This is a genomic window from Helicobacter sp. T3_23-1056 (assembly GCF_053654535.1).
This window is the reverse complement of record NZ_JBSIUU010000007.1, coordinates 1-17098: the sequence shown is the minus strand read 5'-3', so window position 1 is coordinate 17098 and position 17098 is coordinate 1. Positions and strand designations below refer to the sequence as shown.

Here is a 17098-nt window from a genome sequence, read left to right as displayed (position 1 = left end):
CAAAAACCGCGAAACGCCACCCGCGAAAAAACCCAAAATCAAGACGGAGAATCCACAAATGCCTATAAATTCTGCTTTTTGTATCACCGTGCCAGCTACGAGCGCAAATCTAGGTTCAGGCTTAGATGTGCTAGGGCTTAGCCTAGATTTTCGCAATGAGTTTTGCTTGCAACCTGCAAAAGAGACAAGCATAGAGATTTATGGCGAGGGGGCTGGGGTAAAGCGATTTATCGCGGATAATATGTTTGTTAGGGTGTTTTACAAAACCATAAAAATCTTAAGCGGTGGCGATGAAAATCCAAAATATCGCTTTGTGTTTCAAAATAAGATTCCCATTTCGCGCGGTATGGGTTCTAGCTCTGCTATCATCATAGGCGCGATTAGCGCGGCATATAGGGCGTTAGATTTGCCACTTGATAGGGATTGTATCGTGCAAAAGGCGTTGTATTATGAGCATCACCCTGATAATATCACGCCTGCGACATTTGGCGGGCTAAATATCGCAATGCTAGGCGAGGGCAAAGAGCGGGGAAAAGTCTTGCATATTAAACACAAAATGCCTGATTATTTGCGTGCGGTGATTGTTATCCCAGAGCGAAGCACTTCTACAAAAATGTCTCGCCAAAGCCTACCCAAAAAATACAGCTTTAATGACGCGGTGTATAACCTCTCTCACGCCTCACTTCTAGTCGCCTCTATAATGCAAGAAAAATGGGATTTTTTGCGCTATGCTAGCAGAGATAGATTCCACCAAGAGAACAGGATGCGCGCTACACCCGTGCTATTTGCCGTGCAAAAATGCGCCCTAGCAAATGGCGCGATTTTAAGCACGCTATCTGGTAGTGGCTCTAGCTTTTTAAATCTATGTTTTGAGGAGGATTCTAAGCGACTTTTTAGCGAGCTAAGCGATAGATTTAAAAAACTTCGCGTGCTAGAGCTAAAGCTAGATAATGATGGAATCTTGCTAAAAAACTAATCTTTCAACAATAATTTTGCGCACACTTAAATACCCATAAATCATCAAAATCTACTCCAAAAATAAACGCACAAAAAGGCAACCCAAATGACAAAATCTACAAAATCTGCAAAAACAAAAAAGCATATATACGAGCTTGCATTGCTTTGCATAAACTCACCTATGTATTATGCTCTATATAAAGATAGGGAGCTTTGTTTTGAGGCAAAAAAAGAGGGCAAGATTTTGGATTGTTTGCATAGTATGCAGTGTGAATTGCAAGAAAAAAGAATCGACATTTCGGCGGTGTATTATGCACGCGGTCCGGGCAATCTAAGCGCGCTAAAGCTAGCGCATACTTTTTTGCATACGCTAGCGGTGGTGGAGGGCGTGAAACTGCATAGTTGCGATAGTTTCGCCCTGCTTGGTGATGTGGCGATTTTTGCGTATGGGAAAAGGTATTTTATAAAGCAAGATGAGGGCATAGAATGTGTGTTTTTGGATAAAGATTTTGGTTTTAAAAAAACTGCTTTGAATGTGGCGGAAAATATGGATAAAAATCATTGTATAGATTCTGTTGATTCTGCGGATTTTATGGATTCTACTGATTCTGCGATTTTTGTGAAGTCTGCTGATTGTGCGGAATCTATTGACTGCGCTAGTGTTGCCACAACAAAATCTAAAAGAAAATCCAAAATCATATCCACAAAAAAATCTAATCCAACAATATCTAATGAAAAAATATCTAATGCAAAAAAAACGAACGCAAAACAAGCCAAATTGATTTTTGATTATTCTTTTGATTTTCGATTCCCTTGCAAGTTAGATATTTCGCTTTTTACCTCGCCTTGCGAACCACTTTATATTTTACCCGCTGTATAATCGTTTTTTATTATCGTTTTTTATGGTTGCTTTTTATTGTTACTTTTTTTATCTTTTTACCATTATTTTTTATCTTTGTTTTTTGATTGTTTTTTGCACACCGAAGTTTTAAAACCCCCTTCTTTAGCAAGAGAATTTTTTACTTGGACTCTTGGACTCTAGCAAACCTTTGGACAAAGCGGATTTATTGGTAAAAATAAAAGTTTAGATTTTAGATTTTCGTGTGTTTGTTGCGTTTTATAAGGTGTGTTTATAGTGATTAGAGTTTGGATTTTATGTTTTATTTGTGCTAAAATCACGGCTTTATTATTTTTATCACTTGTTTTTAAAACAAAAAAAGGATTTTTATGGATTTAGATATTTCTACTCAAGCAAAGTTGCCAACGAAGTTTGGGGATTTTGTGATTCAGTCATTTTTGCAAAATCAAAAAGAGCATTTAGTCGCGCTAAGCCAAAATCTAGCCAAAATCTTAGCCCAAAATGAGAATGAAAACACGCAAGATACAAATGCAAAATATAGCGATTTTAGCGCGTTTGTGCCACTGCTACGAGTGCATTCGGAGTGTTTGACAGGCGATGTGTTTGGCTCTCAAAAATGCGATTGTGGCGCAGAGCTAACCCTAGCTATGCAAAAAATCGCTTCAAGCGATAAAGATGGCAAAGGTGGGCTAATGATTTACTTGCGTCAAGAGGGCAGGGGAATCGGGCTTTTTAACAAAGTCAATGCCTATGCCCTGCAAGACAAAGGCTATGACACGGTGGAGGCAAATATCGCGCTAGGATTTCGTAGCGATGATAGGGAGTATGGGATTGTGGGGAGGATTTTGGAGTATTATGGGATAAAGGAAGTAGAATTGCTTACTAATAATCCTAAAAAGATTGAGGCGATTTCGCGCTTTGTGAAAGTGAAGCGAAGTGAGATAATCATACAGGCAAATAAGCACAATGAGCAATATCTAGCCACCAAAAAAGCCAAACTAGGACATTTGCTATAATCAATGATTTGTGTTTGCATTTGCCAAATATAAAATGCTAGCCAAACATAGAGCTAATAAAAAAACACGACTAATGCCAAACATAGCGTGAAAAAAGCGACTAAAAGGAGTAAATATGCCAAAAAAAGATTCCACCAAAAAACAAGATTTTGCTAAAAGCGCAGGCAAATCTAGCCCAAGCTGGGATAAAACAAGCTGGAGAGATTTCCCCATAAAACAGCACCCAACCTACACGGACAAAGCCAAACTAGAATCCATACAAAAAGAGCTAGCCTCATACCCTCCGCTTGTATTTGCAGGCGAGGCTAGAAGTCTAAAAGAGCGATTTAAGCAAGCCCAAAGAGGCGAGGCGTTTTTGCTTCAAGGCGGGGATTGTGCGGAGAGTTTTAGTCAATTTAGCGGAAGCGGAATCCGCGATTTGTTTAAAGTGATTATCCAAATGAGCGCGATTTTGACATTTGCGGGGGGTTGTCCTATCATCAAAGTAGGCAGGCTTGCGGGGCAGTTTGCCAAGCCTAGAAGTGCGGATTTTGAGGAGCTAGATGGCAAGAGTTTGCCAAGCTATCGCGGGGATATTATAAATGAGCTAGATTTTAGCAAAGAAAAGCGAGAGCCACAGCCTGAACGAATGCTAAAAGCATATCATCAAAGTGCCGCTACGCTAAATCTTTTGCGTGCGTTTGCTAGCGGTGGGCTAGCGGATTTAGCTGAAGTGCATCGGTGGAATCTAGATTTTGTCAAAAACAACGCGCTAGGGCAAAAATACGAAGAGCTAGCCACGGATATTACCAAAGCATTGGATTTTATGAAAGCCTGCGGGATAGATTCTGCTAATACCCCTGCGCTAAAGATTACAGAATTTTACACAAGCCACGAAGCCTTGCTACTAAACTACGAAGAACAGCTTGTGCGCAAAGATAGCCTAAGTGGCAAATGGTATGACTGCTCTGCGCATATGCTGTGGATAGGCGAGCGCACGCGGGATTTGGACGGGGCGCATTTGGAGTTTTTGCGCGGGGTGGAAAATCCTGTGGGCGTGAAAATAGGACCAAATGCCTCAAAAGATGAGGTGCTAGGAATCTGTGATATTTTAAACCCCAAAAATGAAGAGGGTAGGCTAAATCTAATCGTGCGAATGGGCGATGGCGTGCTACAAGAGAGATTTCCAAAGCTACTGCGAGAGGTGCTAAAAGAGGGCAGGGCTATACTATGGAGTAGCGATGCGATGCACGGCAACACCATAAAAGCAAACAACGGCTACAAAACCCGCGCATTTGATAAAATCGCTAACGAAATCAAAGCGTTTTTTGCTATCCACGAAGCAGAGGGTAGCATCGCTGGGGGCGTGCATCTAGAAATGACGGGCGATAATGTAACAGAATGTGTCGGTGGCTCTCAAGCCATCACAGAGGCAAATCTAGCCACCTGCTACAATACCCAATGCGACCCAAGACTAAACGCCACGCAGGCTATCGAGCTAGCTTTTCTTATCGCAGATATGCTAAAAGCACGCAAAAAATAATCTACTTTGCAAAAAAGTCGCAACGATTTAACCCAAAAGAAAATCTAGCCAAAATCGTAAATAAATCTCTATATGCTTGAAAAATATGTGAGGAAAAATATTTGAGGGTAGGCAAAGGATTAGATTTTTTGACTATAATAAAAGGCTTTAAAGCCATAAGATTCACATAAAAATATCGCAATGATATTTAATGATTATGGCAAAGGCATATCGTTTAGAAATGTTAGAAATGCCACAACGACAACTTTGATGGAAAAACAACAAAAGCTAAAAAAAGCGAAAAAAAAGGAGAGAAAATGAAGCAAAATCAAAGGACAATATGGACAATGTTATTTACTTTGTTATTAGCATTTGGGTTTAGTGGCTGTGCGTGCAAATGCAATATCGAGGAGATAAAAGCCCTAATCGCAAGCGAAGTGGCTAAAATCAACCCAAAATCAAATGCCAGCCAACAAGCAGCCACCAAAGCCACAAAAAAATATAAATATTTCCCCAAAACCAAAAACGAGCTAATGCAGCTTGTGCGCAAGGCAAATGTAAATCTAGGCGAAATCAACACAAGCAAGATAACTGATATGAGTTCGCTTTTTGCTATTCAGGGGCTTAAAGGCGATGATGTGCTTGCAAATCGCGATTATAGCGGGATAGAGCTGTGGGATACGAGCAATGTAGAAAATATGAGTTTTATGTTTCAAGGGGCAAAATCGTTTAATCAAAATATCAACGATTGGGATGTCAGCAATGTCGAGCGAATGCACGCGATGTTTCATAATGCAAGTTCGTTTAACAAACCGCTTGATAAATGGGATACGAGTAATGTGGAGGTTATGACTTATATGTTTGCGGGGGCAAAATCCTTTAACCAGCCATTAAATTCGTGGAATGTCGAAAATGTGGAGGATATGAGTTCTATGTTTGCAGGGGCAAAATCCTTTAACCAGCCATTAAACAAATGGGATGTGAGCGCGATAGAGAGTATGGGCAGTATGTTTTCTGATGCAGAATCTTTTAGGCAGGATTTGGAAGCGTGGGGAGGAAAGCTAGATAAAGGGGTCGATGTAGATGATATGTTTGAGGGCTCAGCCCTAGAGTCAAAACCTCCAAAATGGTATAAAAAACGCGCAAAACGCTAGAAAAATAACGCAAAATAGCTTAAAAATAAGGAGCAAAAATGCACATTGATGACGCGCTTTTGGGTAAGTTGCAACGATTGGCGATGATAGAGATTGATGAGGCACAAAAAGAAAAAGTAGAGCAAAATCTAAGTGAGATTTTGGATTTTGTCGAAAATCTAAATAGCGTGGATACGGATTCTGTAATCTTGCAAAGCACGCAAAAAACACCGCTAAGGGCTGATGAAATCACTTTATCAAATGTCGCACCAAGCGTGGCAAAAGATGTGCTAAGCAATGCTCCAAGCACCAAAGATGATTTTTTCTTAGTGCCAAAAATCATCGAGTAAAATCTAAACATAGATTCTATGCAAAATCGATTTAAAACAAGCGTTGCAAGATTTAAAAGCACAAAATCTACCCACCAAAAAAATAAAACAAAAATAGAAAAGTAGTAAAATGCAAGATTGTATCCATATCATAGGCGCAAGAGAAAATAACCTAAAAAATCTAAATCTAACAATCCCCAAAAATAAGCTTGTTGTTTTCACAGGGCTTTCAGGCAGTGGCAAATCAACCCTTGCTTTTGACACGCTTTATGCAGAGGGGCAGAGGCGATATATCGAGTCGCTATCAAGCTATGCTAGGCAGTTTTTGGATAGGGTAGGCAAGCCAGAAGTCGATAAAATCGAGGGGCTTACCCCAGCGATTGCCATAGACCAAAAGACCACTTCCAAAAATCCGCGCTCTACCGTTGGGACGATTACTGAAATCTATGATTATTTGCGATTATTGTATGCAAGAGTAGGCAAACAGCATTGTCATCTTTGTGGCAAGCCTATTTCGCAGATGAGTTCAAGCGATATTATTTCGCAAGTGTTAGCATTGCCAGATAATGCAAAAATGATGATTTTAGCCCCAATCGTGCGTGAAAAAAAAGGGACATTTGCTGATAAACTCCAAGACTTGCGACAAAAAGGCTTTGTGCGTGCACAGATAAATGGCGTCCTCACTAGGCTTGATGAGGAAATCGAGCTAGCAAAATCCAAAAAACACACCATAAAAGTCATAATCGATAGGCTTACAAACACGCAAGAAAACAAGACACGACTAGCCCAAGCGGTAGAAAAAGCCCTAAATGAATCCTATGGCGAAGTCGAAATCGAATACAGCATAGAATCCAAAGAATCCGCCCCCACAGATTTTGCCCCCAAAGAATCCATTTCCAAAGAATCTATCTCCAAAATCTCCAAAAAAAATTCTCCCCAAAACGATTTGCAAGCCCACGCAAAATCCCGCATAGATTCTAGCGCGGAATCTAAATTAGTGCATTATTCAGAGCATTTTGCCTGTTTTGATTGCAAAGTGAGCTTTGAGCCATTAGAGCCACTTAGCTTTAGTTTCAACTCTCCCAAAGGTGCGTGCGAAGTGTGTGGCGGGCTAGGTAGCACATATACGCTTGATACAAAAAAGATTCTAAACACTTCCCTGCCATTGCTAGAAGGTGGCATAAAAGTCATTTTTGGCTACAATCGTAGCTATTATGCCGAGCTTTTTCGGGCGTTTTGCAGGGCGGAGAGGATTGATATAAAATCTAGTTTTGATGAGCTAGAGAAGGCACAGCAAGATTCTCTGCTTTATAATAGTGGCAAAGAAGTGCTTTTTGAATGGCGAGGTAGCAAGCTAAGGCGCGAATGGAAGGGGATTTTAGCCATAGCGCACGATATGTTTAGAGATGAGAGGGATTTGGCGGATTTTATGAGTGAGAAGCCTTGCGATAAATGCCTAGCCCATAGGCTAAAACCAGAATCCCTAAGCGTAAAAGTCTCTACCAAAGGCATAGGCGAAGTCATCGATATGCCGATTGAAGAGAGTTATGATTTTTTTGCAAATGAGGCAAATTTCGCCCACTTAAATGCGCAAGAAATGATGATAGCCGAGCCGATTTTAAAAGAAATACGAGAGAGGCTATTTTTTTTAGTCGATGTGGGGCTAGGATATCTCACACTTGGCAGAGACGCACGCACCATAAGCGGTGGCGAATCGCAACGAATCCGCATAGCAAGCCAAATCGGTAGCGGGCTTACAGGGGTTATGTATGTGCTAGATGAGCCTAGTATAGGGCTACACGAGCGAGATACGCTAAAGCTCATAAAAACCCTTAGAAACTTGCAAGAAAAAGGCAATACCGTTATCGTAGTCGAGCACGATAGAGAGACGATACTAAACGCGGATTTTATCGTGGATATAGGACCGGGGGCTGGGCATCTAGGCGGGGAGGTGATTTATAGCGGGGATTTGAGCGGTATGCTAGACGCAAGCACGCTCACAGCGGACTATATCAATCGCAAAAAAAACATTTTCTACCCGCAAAATCGCCCACAAAAAGAGTGGCTAACTATCTCAAGCGTAACCATAAACAACATAAAAAATCTAAGTGTCAAAATCCCCCTACGCAACTTTGTCTGCGTAACGGGCGTGAGTGGCTCTGGCAAAAGCTCTCTAATCCTCCAAACCCTCCTCCCTGTCGCACAAGAAATCCTAAACAACGCTAGGAAAATCAAAAAATGCGATGGCGTAGAAATACTAGGGCTAGAGCATTTAGACAAAGTCATCTACCTAGACCAAACGCCCATAGGACGCACCCCAAGAAGTAACCCCGCCACATACACAGGCACGATGGACGAAATCCGCGCACTTTTTGCCCAAGTCAAAGAAGCAAAAATGCTAGGTTTTGGCGTGTCGCGCTTTAGTTTTAATCTAAAAGGCGGGCGATGTGAAAAATGTCAAGGCGAGGGCGAAATCCGCATAGAAATGCACTTTTTGCCCGATGTGATGGTGAAGTGTGATTTGTGCAATGGTGCGAAATACAACCCCCAAACCCTAGCTATCAAATACAAAGGAAAATCCATAGCCGAAGTTTTGTCGATGAGCGTGGATAGCGCGTGCGAGTTTTTCGCCAAAATCCCCAAAATCTACCAAAAGCTAAAAACCCTCCAAGATGTCGGGCTAGGCTATATCCAGCTAGGGCAAAACGCCCTAACGCTAAGCGGTGGCGAAGCACAGAGAATCAAACTAGCAAAAGAGCTAAGTCGCAAAGACACAGGACGCACGCTATATGTGCTAGATGAGCCTACCACAGGGCTACATTTTGGCGATGTGGACAAACTCACGCGCGTGCTTCATCACCTAGTGGAGCTAGGAAATAGCGTGATTGTGGTGGAGCATAATTTGGATTTAATCAAAAATGCAGACTATATCATCGATATGGGACCAGAGGGCGGGGCAAAAGGTGGGAGGGTAGTTGATAGTGGCAAGGTAGCAGACATCATCAAAAACGCTAAAAAATCTAAAAGCTACACGGCAAAATTTTTAGCCCAAGAGTTTGAATCCCAAAAATCTAAAAAACATTAGGCAAAAAAAGAGGCAAAAAAAGCCAAACATTTTTTGAAAACTTCAAAAATCTTAGATTTTTGTTTGGTTGTCGTGAGATTTTGCGTTATTTTTGCGATTTTTTTTTTTTTGGGATTTTGTGAATTTTTGCGATATTTTTTTGCGTGGTTTTTTGTGAGGTTTTGCGATATTTTGATTTTATTAGATTTTGGCGCAAAGTCGTTGTGCTAAATCCGCGATAAAAAACGCGATACACAAAGCAATGATAAAAACGAAAAAAGCGATAAAAAATACAAACAAAATGCAAAAAATGATATTTATGCAAGATTTTTAACTTCAAAATCTAAACGCCACAAAAATCCATCACCACAAAATCTAAACGCCAAAAAATCGATTATCGCAAAGATTTTCCACCGCAAAATCTTTTTCATCGCAAATCTTGCAAGACTTGCAGGGCTTGCAGGGCTTGCAAGATTTGCTTTTAAGCCCTGCTTTTTTTGCATTTTTTGCGCAAAATCTTATGCGAGATAGCAAATCCTTAGCCTTTTTAAGCCATTAGCAAAGCTATCTTGCTAAACAATTCTAGCTCTTTTTCTTTGGCTTTGTTTTTGCCTATCATAGATTTTATCGCGCTAGCAAACCCCGCTTCTTTATTTTGCTGTGGGACTTCTATGATGCCTTTTAGCGTGCTTAGTAGCTTTTGGATTTCGCTACTATCTAGCAGGATTTTTAGCTCTGCGCATAGATTTTCTACCTGCGCTCCCTCTGCGTTTATATCGATGTCATAGTATGTTTTTATGACATTACACATTTCCTCTTGCGTCATACTCCCATCATCAAAATGTTCAAGCATTTTTGCTATTTCTTTGTCGTCCTCTATGCCATCAGCGCGTATGATATGCTTGCAAAGTGCTAGGCTACAAAACGCGCTTTGGATTTTGCGCTGTGCTTCTTGTGCTTCCATTTCCTCAAGCTGTCGTTGTAGCTCTAGCACCTCTTTTTCCATTTCTTTGCGGTCATTTGCCATTCTTTTATCGTTTTTTGCACCCAATCCTGCCCATTTGATTAGCGCGTATCCAGCATAGCCTAGTGCTGCTGCACCTGCTGCTATCCCAGCGGGCGCAGCCCACACAGGTGCGGTAACCGTAGCAAGTCCGCCTAGCCCTATCGTGCTTGCTACGCTAGCTAGCGTAGTTGAGCCTGCGATTGTGGCTGTGCCTAGTCCAGCAGCAGTAGCCGCCCCTGCACCCACACTCGCGCCTATCGCAGCACCTGCGGCAGTTCCAGCACTTATGCCGATAGCTTGCGCGCTATTTGTCTGAAAGCTATTGCCTTGCAATTTTTCTCTTTCTTTTTTGACTTTTTCTATTTGTTCTTGTATTTCTTCTTTGGTAAGTTTTGCCATTTGTTATCCTTTATTTGACTTCTTTGATTTCGCTTTTGAGCGTTTGAAAAATATCCGCAAACAGCTGACATAATTTTTTTAATGCTTCTATCGCGCCTGATACAATAGAGCCTTTTGGCATTTTTAACATCTCTTCTATGTTTTGCGGAGTGTTTTCGCCTTTTTTATCAAGTAACGCACCTACTATTGCACCTAGTGGAATAGATAGCAAAGCGGTAAGTTTTGCTACAAGGGGAGCTAACCACACACCGATAAAAGGAACAATACCAACCAACACGCTATTAAAAGCGGCGATACATATCCCCAATCCTATCCCTGCGGAAAGATTTGGATTTGCCTTGATAAACTCAATGATTTTTAGCAACAAGATTTTGCCTATGTCATAGAGTTTGTTGCCGATGATGATTGCTTTGTCGGTTAACTCATCTATCGTGTAGGCAATGTCTCTAGGCACGCCCATATCCATCAATACTCGCGCCATAGACTTATCTATCTCTTTTACCTGCACAGCAAGAGAATCCAACTCTTGCAAACTGATTTCTTTTGTCATTTTTGCTCCTTTGCAACGAATTTGCTAAATCTTTTTATGGATTTAGTTGATTAGCATTATGCGTTTTTTTTTTTTTTTGTTTTTGCTTAAAAAGTTGCGATTTTTTGCAAAAATGTAAAAAAATGGGCAAAAATGGGCAAAAAAATGAGCAGATAAAAATGGGTGGCAACCCATAGCGACAAAATCAAACCAAACAATCAACCCTCCAAACTCTCCCCAAAATCTAAAAAAACTCAAAATCTAAAAACCCCAAAATCCACATAAAAATCTATATAAATACCACACAAAATTCGCAATGCTAAAATCCAAAAACCAAACTTCACAAAAACTACCCAAAACCCATTAAAAATAAATAAAATCTACACAAAAATATTACTTTTAGAAACATTTATGATTTTTTTGTCAATTTTTTGTTGCATTTTTTTGCAAAATAGTTAAAAAATATTTAAACTTTATCAAGCTTTATGCCAAAAAGCTAAAGCGAAATCCAACACTAAAAGGAGAAACAATGAGAAAAGTAGCAAGTGCGCAAGACGCTAAAAAGAGATTTTACAAATTTGTTTCATTTAGAAATAGATTTTGTGTTTTTCTCTCGCTTGTGATTTTGGTTTGTTATTATGCGTTTGTTTTGAGCGTGGGATTTTTCCCCGAAATGCTAGGCTATCGGCTAGGACCTAGCTCGGTTACGCTAGGGATTTTGTGGGGTATCACAATCATCGTGGTATCTATCGCTAGCACGGGCATTTACACGCTTTTTGCAAACAAATACTTTGATAAAGAGCAAAACGAAATCATCGAGGATTTGCAAGATAGCGGTGCGCTAGAAGAAATGATAGCAGGCGACACACAAAGCACAATGAGACATAATATCAACGGAGGTGCAAGATGAAAACATTTATATTATTTGGCATATTTGGAGTTTTTGGCATTGCAAATGCGGCGGGGATTGATACGGCGGGATTCACGCAAGGCGAGCGCAACTACTTTGCTATTGGAATGTTTCTAGTATTTGTCCTAGCCACGCTTGGAATCACTTATTTTTCAAGCAAAGTTTCCACCTCTGCGCAGGGATTTTACACCGCTGGGGGCAATATCACGGGAATGCAAAATGGTATCGCAATAGCGGGGGATTATATGAGTGCGGCGAGCTTTCTTGGAATCATAGGGCTTGTGTTTGCAAATGGTTTTGATGGGCTGATTTATTCGGTTGGATTTTTGGTAGGGTGGCCTATCGTGCTATTTCTTATCGCTGAAAAATTCCGCAATTTAGGCAAATACACCTTTGCAGATATTATCGCTTATCGTTTAGATTCTAAAAAGGTGCGCACCATTTCGGCTATCTCTGGTTTAAGCGTGGTTATGTTTTATCTAATCGCCCAAATGGTAGGCGCAGGCGGGCTAATCCAAGTGCTTTTTGGACTGCCTTATTCCTATGCGATTATCATCGTAGGCGTGCTAATGATTTGCTATGTAACCTTTGGCGGAATGCACGCCACCACTTGGGTGCAAATCATAAAGGCTTGCTTGCTTCTAGGTGGAGCGACATTTATGGCGATAATGATTTTGTATATGAGCGGATTTGATTTGCATAGATATTTTGAGATGGCTATCTCAAACCACTCAAAAGGCGCAGCCATAATGGAGCCCGGCACTTTCTTGCCAGACCCTGTGAGCGCGATTTCACTAGGACTTGCGCTAATGTTTGGCACAGCAGGACTGCCCCATATTCTTATGCGATTTTTCACGGTCAAAAATGCTAAAGAAGCCCGAAAATCCGTATTTTACGCCACAGGGCTAATCGGGTATTTCTACATTCTTACCTTTATCATCGGTTTTGGAGCGATTGCGTTTTTGCTAGGCAACCCTGAATTTATCAGCGAAGATGGCAAAAGCCTTATCCCGCCAAATATGGAAGCTGTGCTTTTATCAAAAGTGCTAGGTGGCGATATTTTCTTAGGCTTTATTTCTGCAGTGGCTTTTGCTACGATTCTCGCGGTGGTGGCGGGGCTTACGATTTCTGGTGCTGGAGCGATAAGCCACGATTTGTTTGTCAATGTCTGCAAAGATGGAAAATGCGACCCACAAACCGAAATGCGCGTAACAAAAGCCTCAACCATTGGAATCGGCGTTTTAGCCATTGTGCTAGGGCTAGCCTTTGAGGGACAAAATATCGCATTTATGGTGGGGCTTGCCTTTGCAATCGCAGCAAGTGTGAATTTCCCCATAATCTTGCTTTGCATTTATTGGAAAAACTTGACTACAAATGGCGTGCTTTATGGCGGGATTATCGGGCTTGTATGCGTGCTAGCACTTGTGCTACTAAGCCCTAGCGTGTGGGTAAGTGTGCTAGGGTTTGAGAGCGCGATTTTCCCATACAATCACCCCGCGATTTTTTCTATGCCTCTCACTTTTATCGCAATTTGGGCGATTTCAAAATCAGATTCTAGCAAGCGAGCTAAAATCGATAAAGATGGATTCCCCGCACAAGATTTTCGCGCCCAAAGTGGCATAGGCATAAGCGAAGCAGTGGCGCATTAAATCCACGCAAAAACACGCACAAACCGCGTATGAAAGGCTGCTTTTTTTGCCTTTTGTGCGCTGTTTTTGTGCTTGCTTTTATGCTTCGTTTTTTTTGTTTTTTGTTGTATTTTTCGTTTTTTTGTGTTGTTTTGCATTGTTTTGTATTTTTTTTTTTTTTTTGCATTTTGCATTTTGTTTTTTGTTTGTCTTTTGTGTTGTTTTGTTGTTTGTCTTTTGCTTTGTTTTGCATTGTTTTGCTTTGTTTTGCTTTGTTTTGCTTTGCTTTGCTTTGTTTTGTTATGTTTTGTTATGTTTTGTTATGTTTTGTTATGTTTTGTTATGTTTTGTTATGTTTTGTTATGTTTTGTTATGTTTTGTTATGTTTTGTTATGTTATGTTATTGTTTGTTTTCTGTGCTTTCTTGTATTTTGTTTATGTTTATTGTTTGCACGGCGTAGATTCTAGGTTTTTCTTAAAAACTACGCACAAAAAGCTAGAATCTACGCAAAATCACAAAAATCCCCACCACAAAAACTAACTATTTTTTTTTTTTTTTTGAAAAAGAACTTACCGTCATTGCGAGATTCTAGCCTTTTGTCAAAAAGGCTAGAATCGTGGCAATCCACCCTCCCATCGTCATTGCGAGCGTTGCAACGCAACGCGTGGCAATCCACCCCGCTGTCATTGTAAGCAATGATTCTGCTTTTGTCATTGCTAGCAATTAGATTTTGCGTTTTTTGCAAAATCTAATGCGTGGCAATCCACCCTCCCATCGTCATTGCGAGCGAGTGAAACGAGCGTGGCAATCCACGACAAAAAAACGCAATAGCAAACATAGATTGCCACGATTTTGCAACTTTTAACAAAGTCGCAAAATCTCACAATGACGGATTTTTTTTGTCATATTGAGCGCGTGAGAGCAAAATATCTCTACTTACATTTTTAGATTTTGAGATACTTCGGGCTACGCCCTCAATATGACAAGGATTAGGATTTTGGATAGTTAGCTTATGCTTATTAGGATAAAAAACACTTCCCATAGCCTCTCTCGTGCTAAGGGAGGGGGAAATCCTGTCATTGAAAGACTTTGCATTGCCGTCATTGCGGAGCAAATAACGCTACCTAGTTTGTCATTGCGAGCAATTAGATTTTGCGTTTTAGCAAAATCTAATGCGTGGCAATCTATTTTTGTTTTTATTACAAAGTGGATTGCCACGCCTAGAATCTCGCAATGACGGAGGCGGAATCATTGCCTATAATGACATTGGTGGAATCTAAAAAACCCAACCCCTAACCTCTCTGCAAAGAGATAGGGGAAAAAGACTTACCCATCAATGTAATAAACCTTTTTCTTAGATTTTTTGGACTTAGATTTTTTCTTGCCTCCCTCGGCTATGGAGCGTGCTACGGCATTGCCGTCTTTGTCGGTTACATAGTCGCTTCCGCCAAACCAATACGCGTATTTGAAGTTTAAAGTCGTAGTTACGCCATTAAACCAATCATTTGTAGCGATTTTTTTGCCATACGCATTAGTGGTTTTTTCAAATGTGCTTGCATAGAAAAGCCCATCATAGCCAAAAGATAGCTCGTGGTTTTTCTTTATCATCCACACAAAATCAAACGCTAGATTTCCATATACAGCGGGCAGGGTTATTGTGCCGACATCGGTGAAATTCTCTCCAATCCTCAATTCTGCTTTTTGTGTGTTTATGATATTGTATCGCACGCCAGCTTTTATGTTGGTGCGAAATGTATTGCCCCAGATTTTGTAGTAGCGCACCGAAGCTCCTAGCTGAGGCAAACTCCAATAAATATTTTTGTAGTATTCATTTGCGCCTAGTGGGAAAAAGTTTGCCCCATCGACATTGATGATAGGTTTTTCAAATTTCATTTTTAGACTAGATAGCAAATCATAGCTAAGCGAAATTTCAGGGCTTAGGTAGCTATTTCGTTTGTATTGATAGAAAGTTATCCCGCCTTTGACTTCTGCGCCCACACTCCACATAAGAGGCACGCTAGAATCAGGGCTATTAGAAGTTATCGTATTTGTTTTGCCGCCTGCTTCAAACCTAAATCGTGGCAAATCAACCCCGCCACGAATATTTGCCTTGATAAATCCTTCCCACACTTTTGCAGGCACAGCGTAGGCTTTGTAATAGTTTGCACCTATTTGAAGTGAGTTTGTTTGCACTTGTGTGGGTGCACCTACAAGAGTGGTATCAGTATGGGCAAATTCATAGCCTACATATCCGCCAAAGATTCCATTTAGTCGCAAATTTCTTTGAATGCCAAAGAGTGCGCCACCTGCGTATTCCATAGCGGTGTCATTGCCCAAATCCACATAGCTATGTGTCGCATAGGATAGGGCAAACAGCCTCCAATCGCGCCTGCCTGTGTAAGGGATAAATATCACATCAAGTTCATCGATTAGCTCAAAATTATTATAGCTTTTGTCTAGGTGCTGTCCCTTGCTTTGCTCCAAAGTTAGCCTTGCCATTTTTTCTCGCATTTTGTCGATTTCTTTTTGGTTTTTTTTGCGGGCGTGTTTGGCAAATTTGGAGTTTCGATTTGTTAGACGATTCATATCGTATTGCAAAAGCCTTAACTCGACTTCTTGATTGTAGTATCTATCGCTATGAAATGTTTTGGTAGTCATTGTGTCTAGTAGATTTTGCGTCATCGTGCTTCGTCTCATATATCCTAGTGCCAAAGCCCTATACATAGAAGCACCATAGCTTGTGGCGACATCTGCTTGCAAGACAAAGCTATCTTTCCCTCTCTCTATACGCACGCCGGGTGCTGCTGTGATAGCTTCGTAGTTGGAAGTGGCGGCTGCTTGAGCGGGATTGTAATAGTCTCCATCGCCTGTTAGCACCAGATTTTGATACTTATACTGCCCCCCTCTTGTTGCGTTTGGACCGATAGAGAGATATACACTTCCTTTTCCTAGCGTGATTATATTGACATCTGCTTCTGTCGTATTGACTATGGTGATATGTTGTCCTTTCATCGCATCGGTTGTGGCTTTTTGATTCCAAGCAGTGTCGCTAGAATCTATCGTAAGAGGTACAGAGTTTATCGTTAGGTTGCTTGTAATATCTGCTTTAATATAATTGCTCCCAATAAATGGCAAAAATACACCAGCATCTCCCACCACCATTCTTTCAATCTTGCCACAACCAGTGGTGGTATTATTGGCATACTTGCATCCACTACCGCTAGTGATTTGGCTTACAAAACTCCCAGCACCTGTGATACTAAGAGAGGTTATCGCTGTGGTGCTATCTAGTATGAGTCCATTACTGATATTTGCACCACCACTGATTTTTACATCTCCTATTCCTATGCCTTTTAGCGTGAGAGAGTGTATGCTAGAGCCACCATCTAGCGTTACATAAATGTTGCGATTAACATTTGTCGCTTCAAAAATAAAATCCGTGCTAGTAGCAGAGACATTGGCAAAATGTATATTTGCAAGGTTGCTAAATGAATTAGTTACATTGCCAGCCCCCACATATAGTTTGCTATCTTTTGTGCCTAGATTGTAAGTAGAGTCTGTAAGGCTAAGTCGGCTTTGCACGGCACTAGCACTCATAGAGCCACTCAAATCTAAGGCTACTAATGCGTCTAAAGCGACACTTGCTATAATGCTAAAAATGGCTAGTTTTAGGGGTTTTTTGGTGTGCTACTTTTTGTCATATTGAGGTTTTGTTTTTGGCTTGTCATATTGAGGGCAACGCCCGAAATACCTCTATTTGTTTTCA

15 protein-coding genes are annotated in these 17098 nt (G+C 40.9%); 9 read left to right on the top strand and 6 right to left on the bottom strand.

Annotated elements, in window-relative coordinates; genetic code table 11:
• Positions 1-58: 58 nt before the first annotated feature.
• The 7 genes from thrB (at position 59) to uvrA (ending at position 8880) form a co-directional block, all read left to right on the top strand.
• On the top strand, positions 59-976 hold the full coding sequence (thrB, locus tag ACWIUO_RS04815; protein WP_454176790.1) for a homoserine kinase: 918 nt from the start codon (positions 59-61) through the stop codon (positions 974-976).
• Positions 977-1063: 87 nt separating this feature from the next.
• A complete protein-coding gene (locus ACWIUO_RS04810) occupies positions 1064-1837 on the top strand; it encodes a hypothetical protein (protein WP_454176789.1) in 774 nt (257 codons plus the stop codon).
• Between the two features lie 347 nt (positions 1838-2184).
• Positions 2185-2832: a GTP cyclohydrolase II gene (gene ribA / locus ACWIUO_RS04805; protein ID WP_454176788.1), complete on the top strand. Its 648-nt coding sequence runs from the start codon at positions 2185-2187 to the stop codon at positions 2830-2832.
• 115 nt (positions 2833-2947) lie between these two features.
• On the top strand, positions 2948-4354 hold the full coding sequence (locus ACWIUO_RS04800) for a class II 3-deoxy-7-phosphoheptulonate synthase (RefSeq protein WP_454176787.1): 1407 nt from the start codon (positions 2948-2950) through the stop codon (positions 4352-4354).
• Positions 4355-4650: 296 nt separating this feature from the next.
• Positions 4651-5487, top strand: coding sequence for a BspA family leucine-rich repeat surface protein (locus tag ACWIUO_RS04795; protein WP_454176786.1), 837 nt, complete (start codon positions 4651-4653; stop codon positions 5485-5487).
• 38 nt (positions 5488-5525) lie between these two features.
• The gene (gene gatC / locus ACWIUO_RS04790) at positions 5526-5816 is read left to right on the top strand and encodes an Asp-tRNA(Asn)/Glu-tRNA(Gln) amidotransferase subunit GatC (protein ID WP_454176785.1); all 291 of its coding nucleotides are present in this window, start codon (positions 5526-5528) and stop codon (positions 5814-5816) included.
• A gap of 109 nt (positions 5817-5925) precedes the next feature.
• Positions 5926-8880, top strand: a complete 2955-nt coding sequence (uvrA, locus tag ACWIUO_RS04785; protein ID WP_454176784.1) for an excinuclease ABC subunit UvrA — start codon at positions 5926-5928, stop codon at positions 8878-8880.
• A 296-nt stretch (positions 8881-9176) separates the two neighbouring features.
• Here the strand turns inward: uvrA and ACWIUO_RS04780 are convergent, their stop codons facing one another.
• Genes ACWIUO_RS04780 through ACWIUO_RS04770 form a run of 3 tightly spaced genes read right to left on the bottom strand, consistent with a single transcriptional unit; the run spans position 9177 to position 10814 of the window.
• Entirely contained in the window at positions 9177-9362 is a 186-nt protein-coding gene (locus tag ACWIUO_RS04780; RefSeq protein WP_454176783.1) for a hypothetical protein, read from the bottom strand.
• Positions 9363-9406: 44 nt separating this feature from the next.
• Entirely contained in the window at positions 9407-10264 is an 858-nt protein-coding gene (locus ACWIUO_RS04775) for a hypothetical protein (protein ID WP_454176782.1), read from the bottom strand.
• A 10-nt stretch (positions 10265-10274) separates the two neighbouring features.
• On the bottom strand, positions 10275-10814 hold the full coding sequence (locus ACWIUO_RS04770) for a hypothetical protein (protein WP_454176781.1): 540 nt from the start codon (positions 10812-10814) through the stop codon (positions 10275-10277).
• A gap of 508 nt (positions 10815-11322) precedes the next feature.
• On the opposite strand from ACWIUO_RS04770, the gene ACWIUO_RS04765 reads away from it, so the two are divergent.
• Positions 11323-11703, top strand: a complete 381-nt coding sequence (locus ACWIUO_RS04765) for a DUF485 domain-containing protein (RefSeq protein WP_454176780.1) — start codon at positions 11323-11325, stop codon at positions 11701-11703.
• A complete protein-coding gene (locus tag ACWIUO_RS04760; RefSeq protein ID WP_454176779.1) occupies positions 11700-13352 on the top strand; it encodes a cation acetate symporter in 1653 nt (550 codons plus the stop codon). The genes ACWIUO_RS04765 and ACWIUO_RS04760 overlap by 4 nt, the downstream gene beginning before the upstream one ends.
• A gap of 482 nt (positions 13353-13834) precedes the next feature.
• Here the strand turns inward: ACWIUO_RS04760 and ACWIUO_RS04755 are convergent, their stop codons facing one another.
• The 3 genes from ACWIUO_RS04755 to ACWIUO_RS04745 all read right to left on the bottom strand — a co-directional run bounded on the left by ACWIUO_RS04755 (position 13835) and on the right by ACWIUO_RS04745 (position 16941).
• Positions 13835-14077 carry a hypothetical protein gene (locus ACWIUO_RS04755; protein ID WP_454176778.1) on the bottom strand — a complete coding sequence of 81 codons (243 nt, stop codon included), beginning with the start codon at positions 14075-14077 and terminating at the stop codon, positions 13835-13837.
• A 135-nt stretch (positions 14078-14212) separates the two neighbouring features.
• Entirely contained in the window at positions 14213-14446 is a 234-nt protein-coding gene (locus ACWIUO_RS04750; RefSeq protein WP_454176777.1) for a hypothetical protein, read from the bottom strand.
• 212 nt (positions 14447-14658) lie between these two features.
• Entirely contained in the window at positions 14659-16941 is a 2283-nt protein-coding gene (locus tag ACWIUO_RS04745) for a hypothetical protein (RefSeq protein ID WP_454176776.1), read from the bottom strand.
• Positions 16942-17098: the final 157 nt, after the last annotated feature.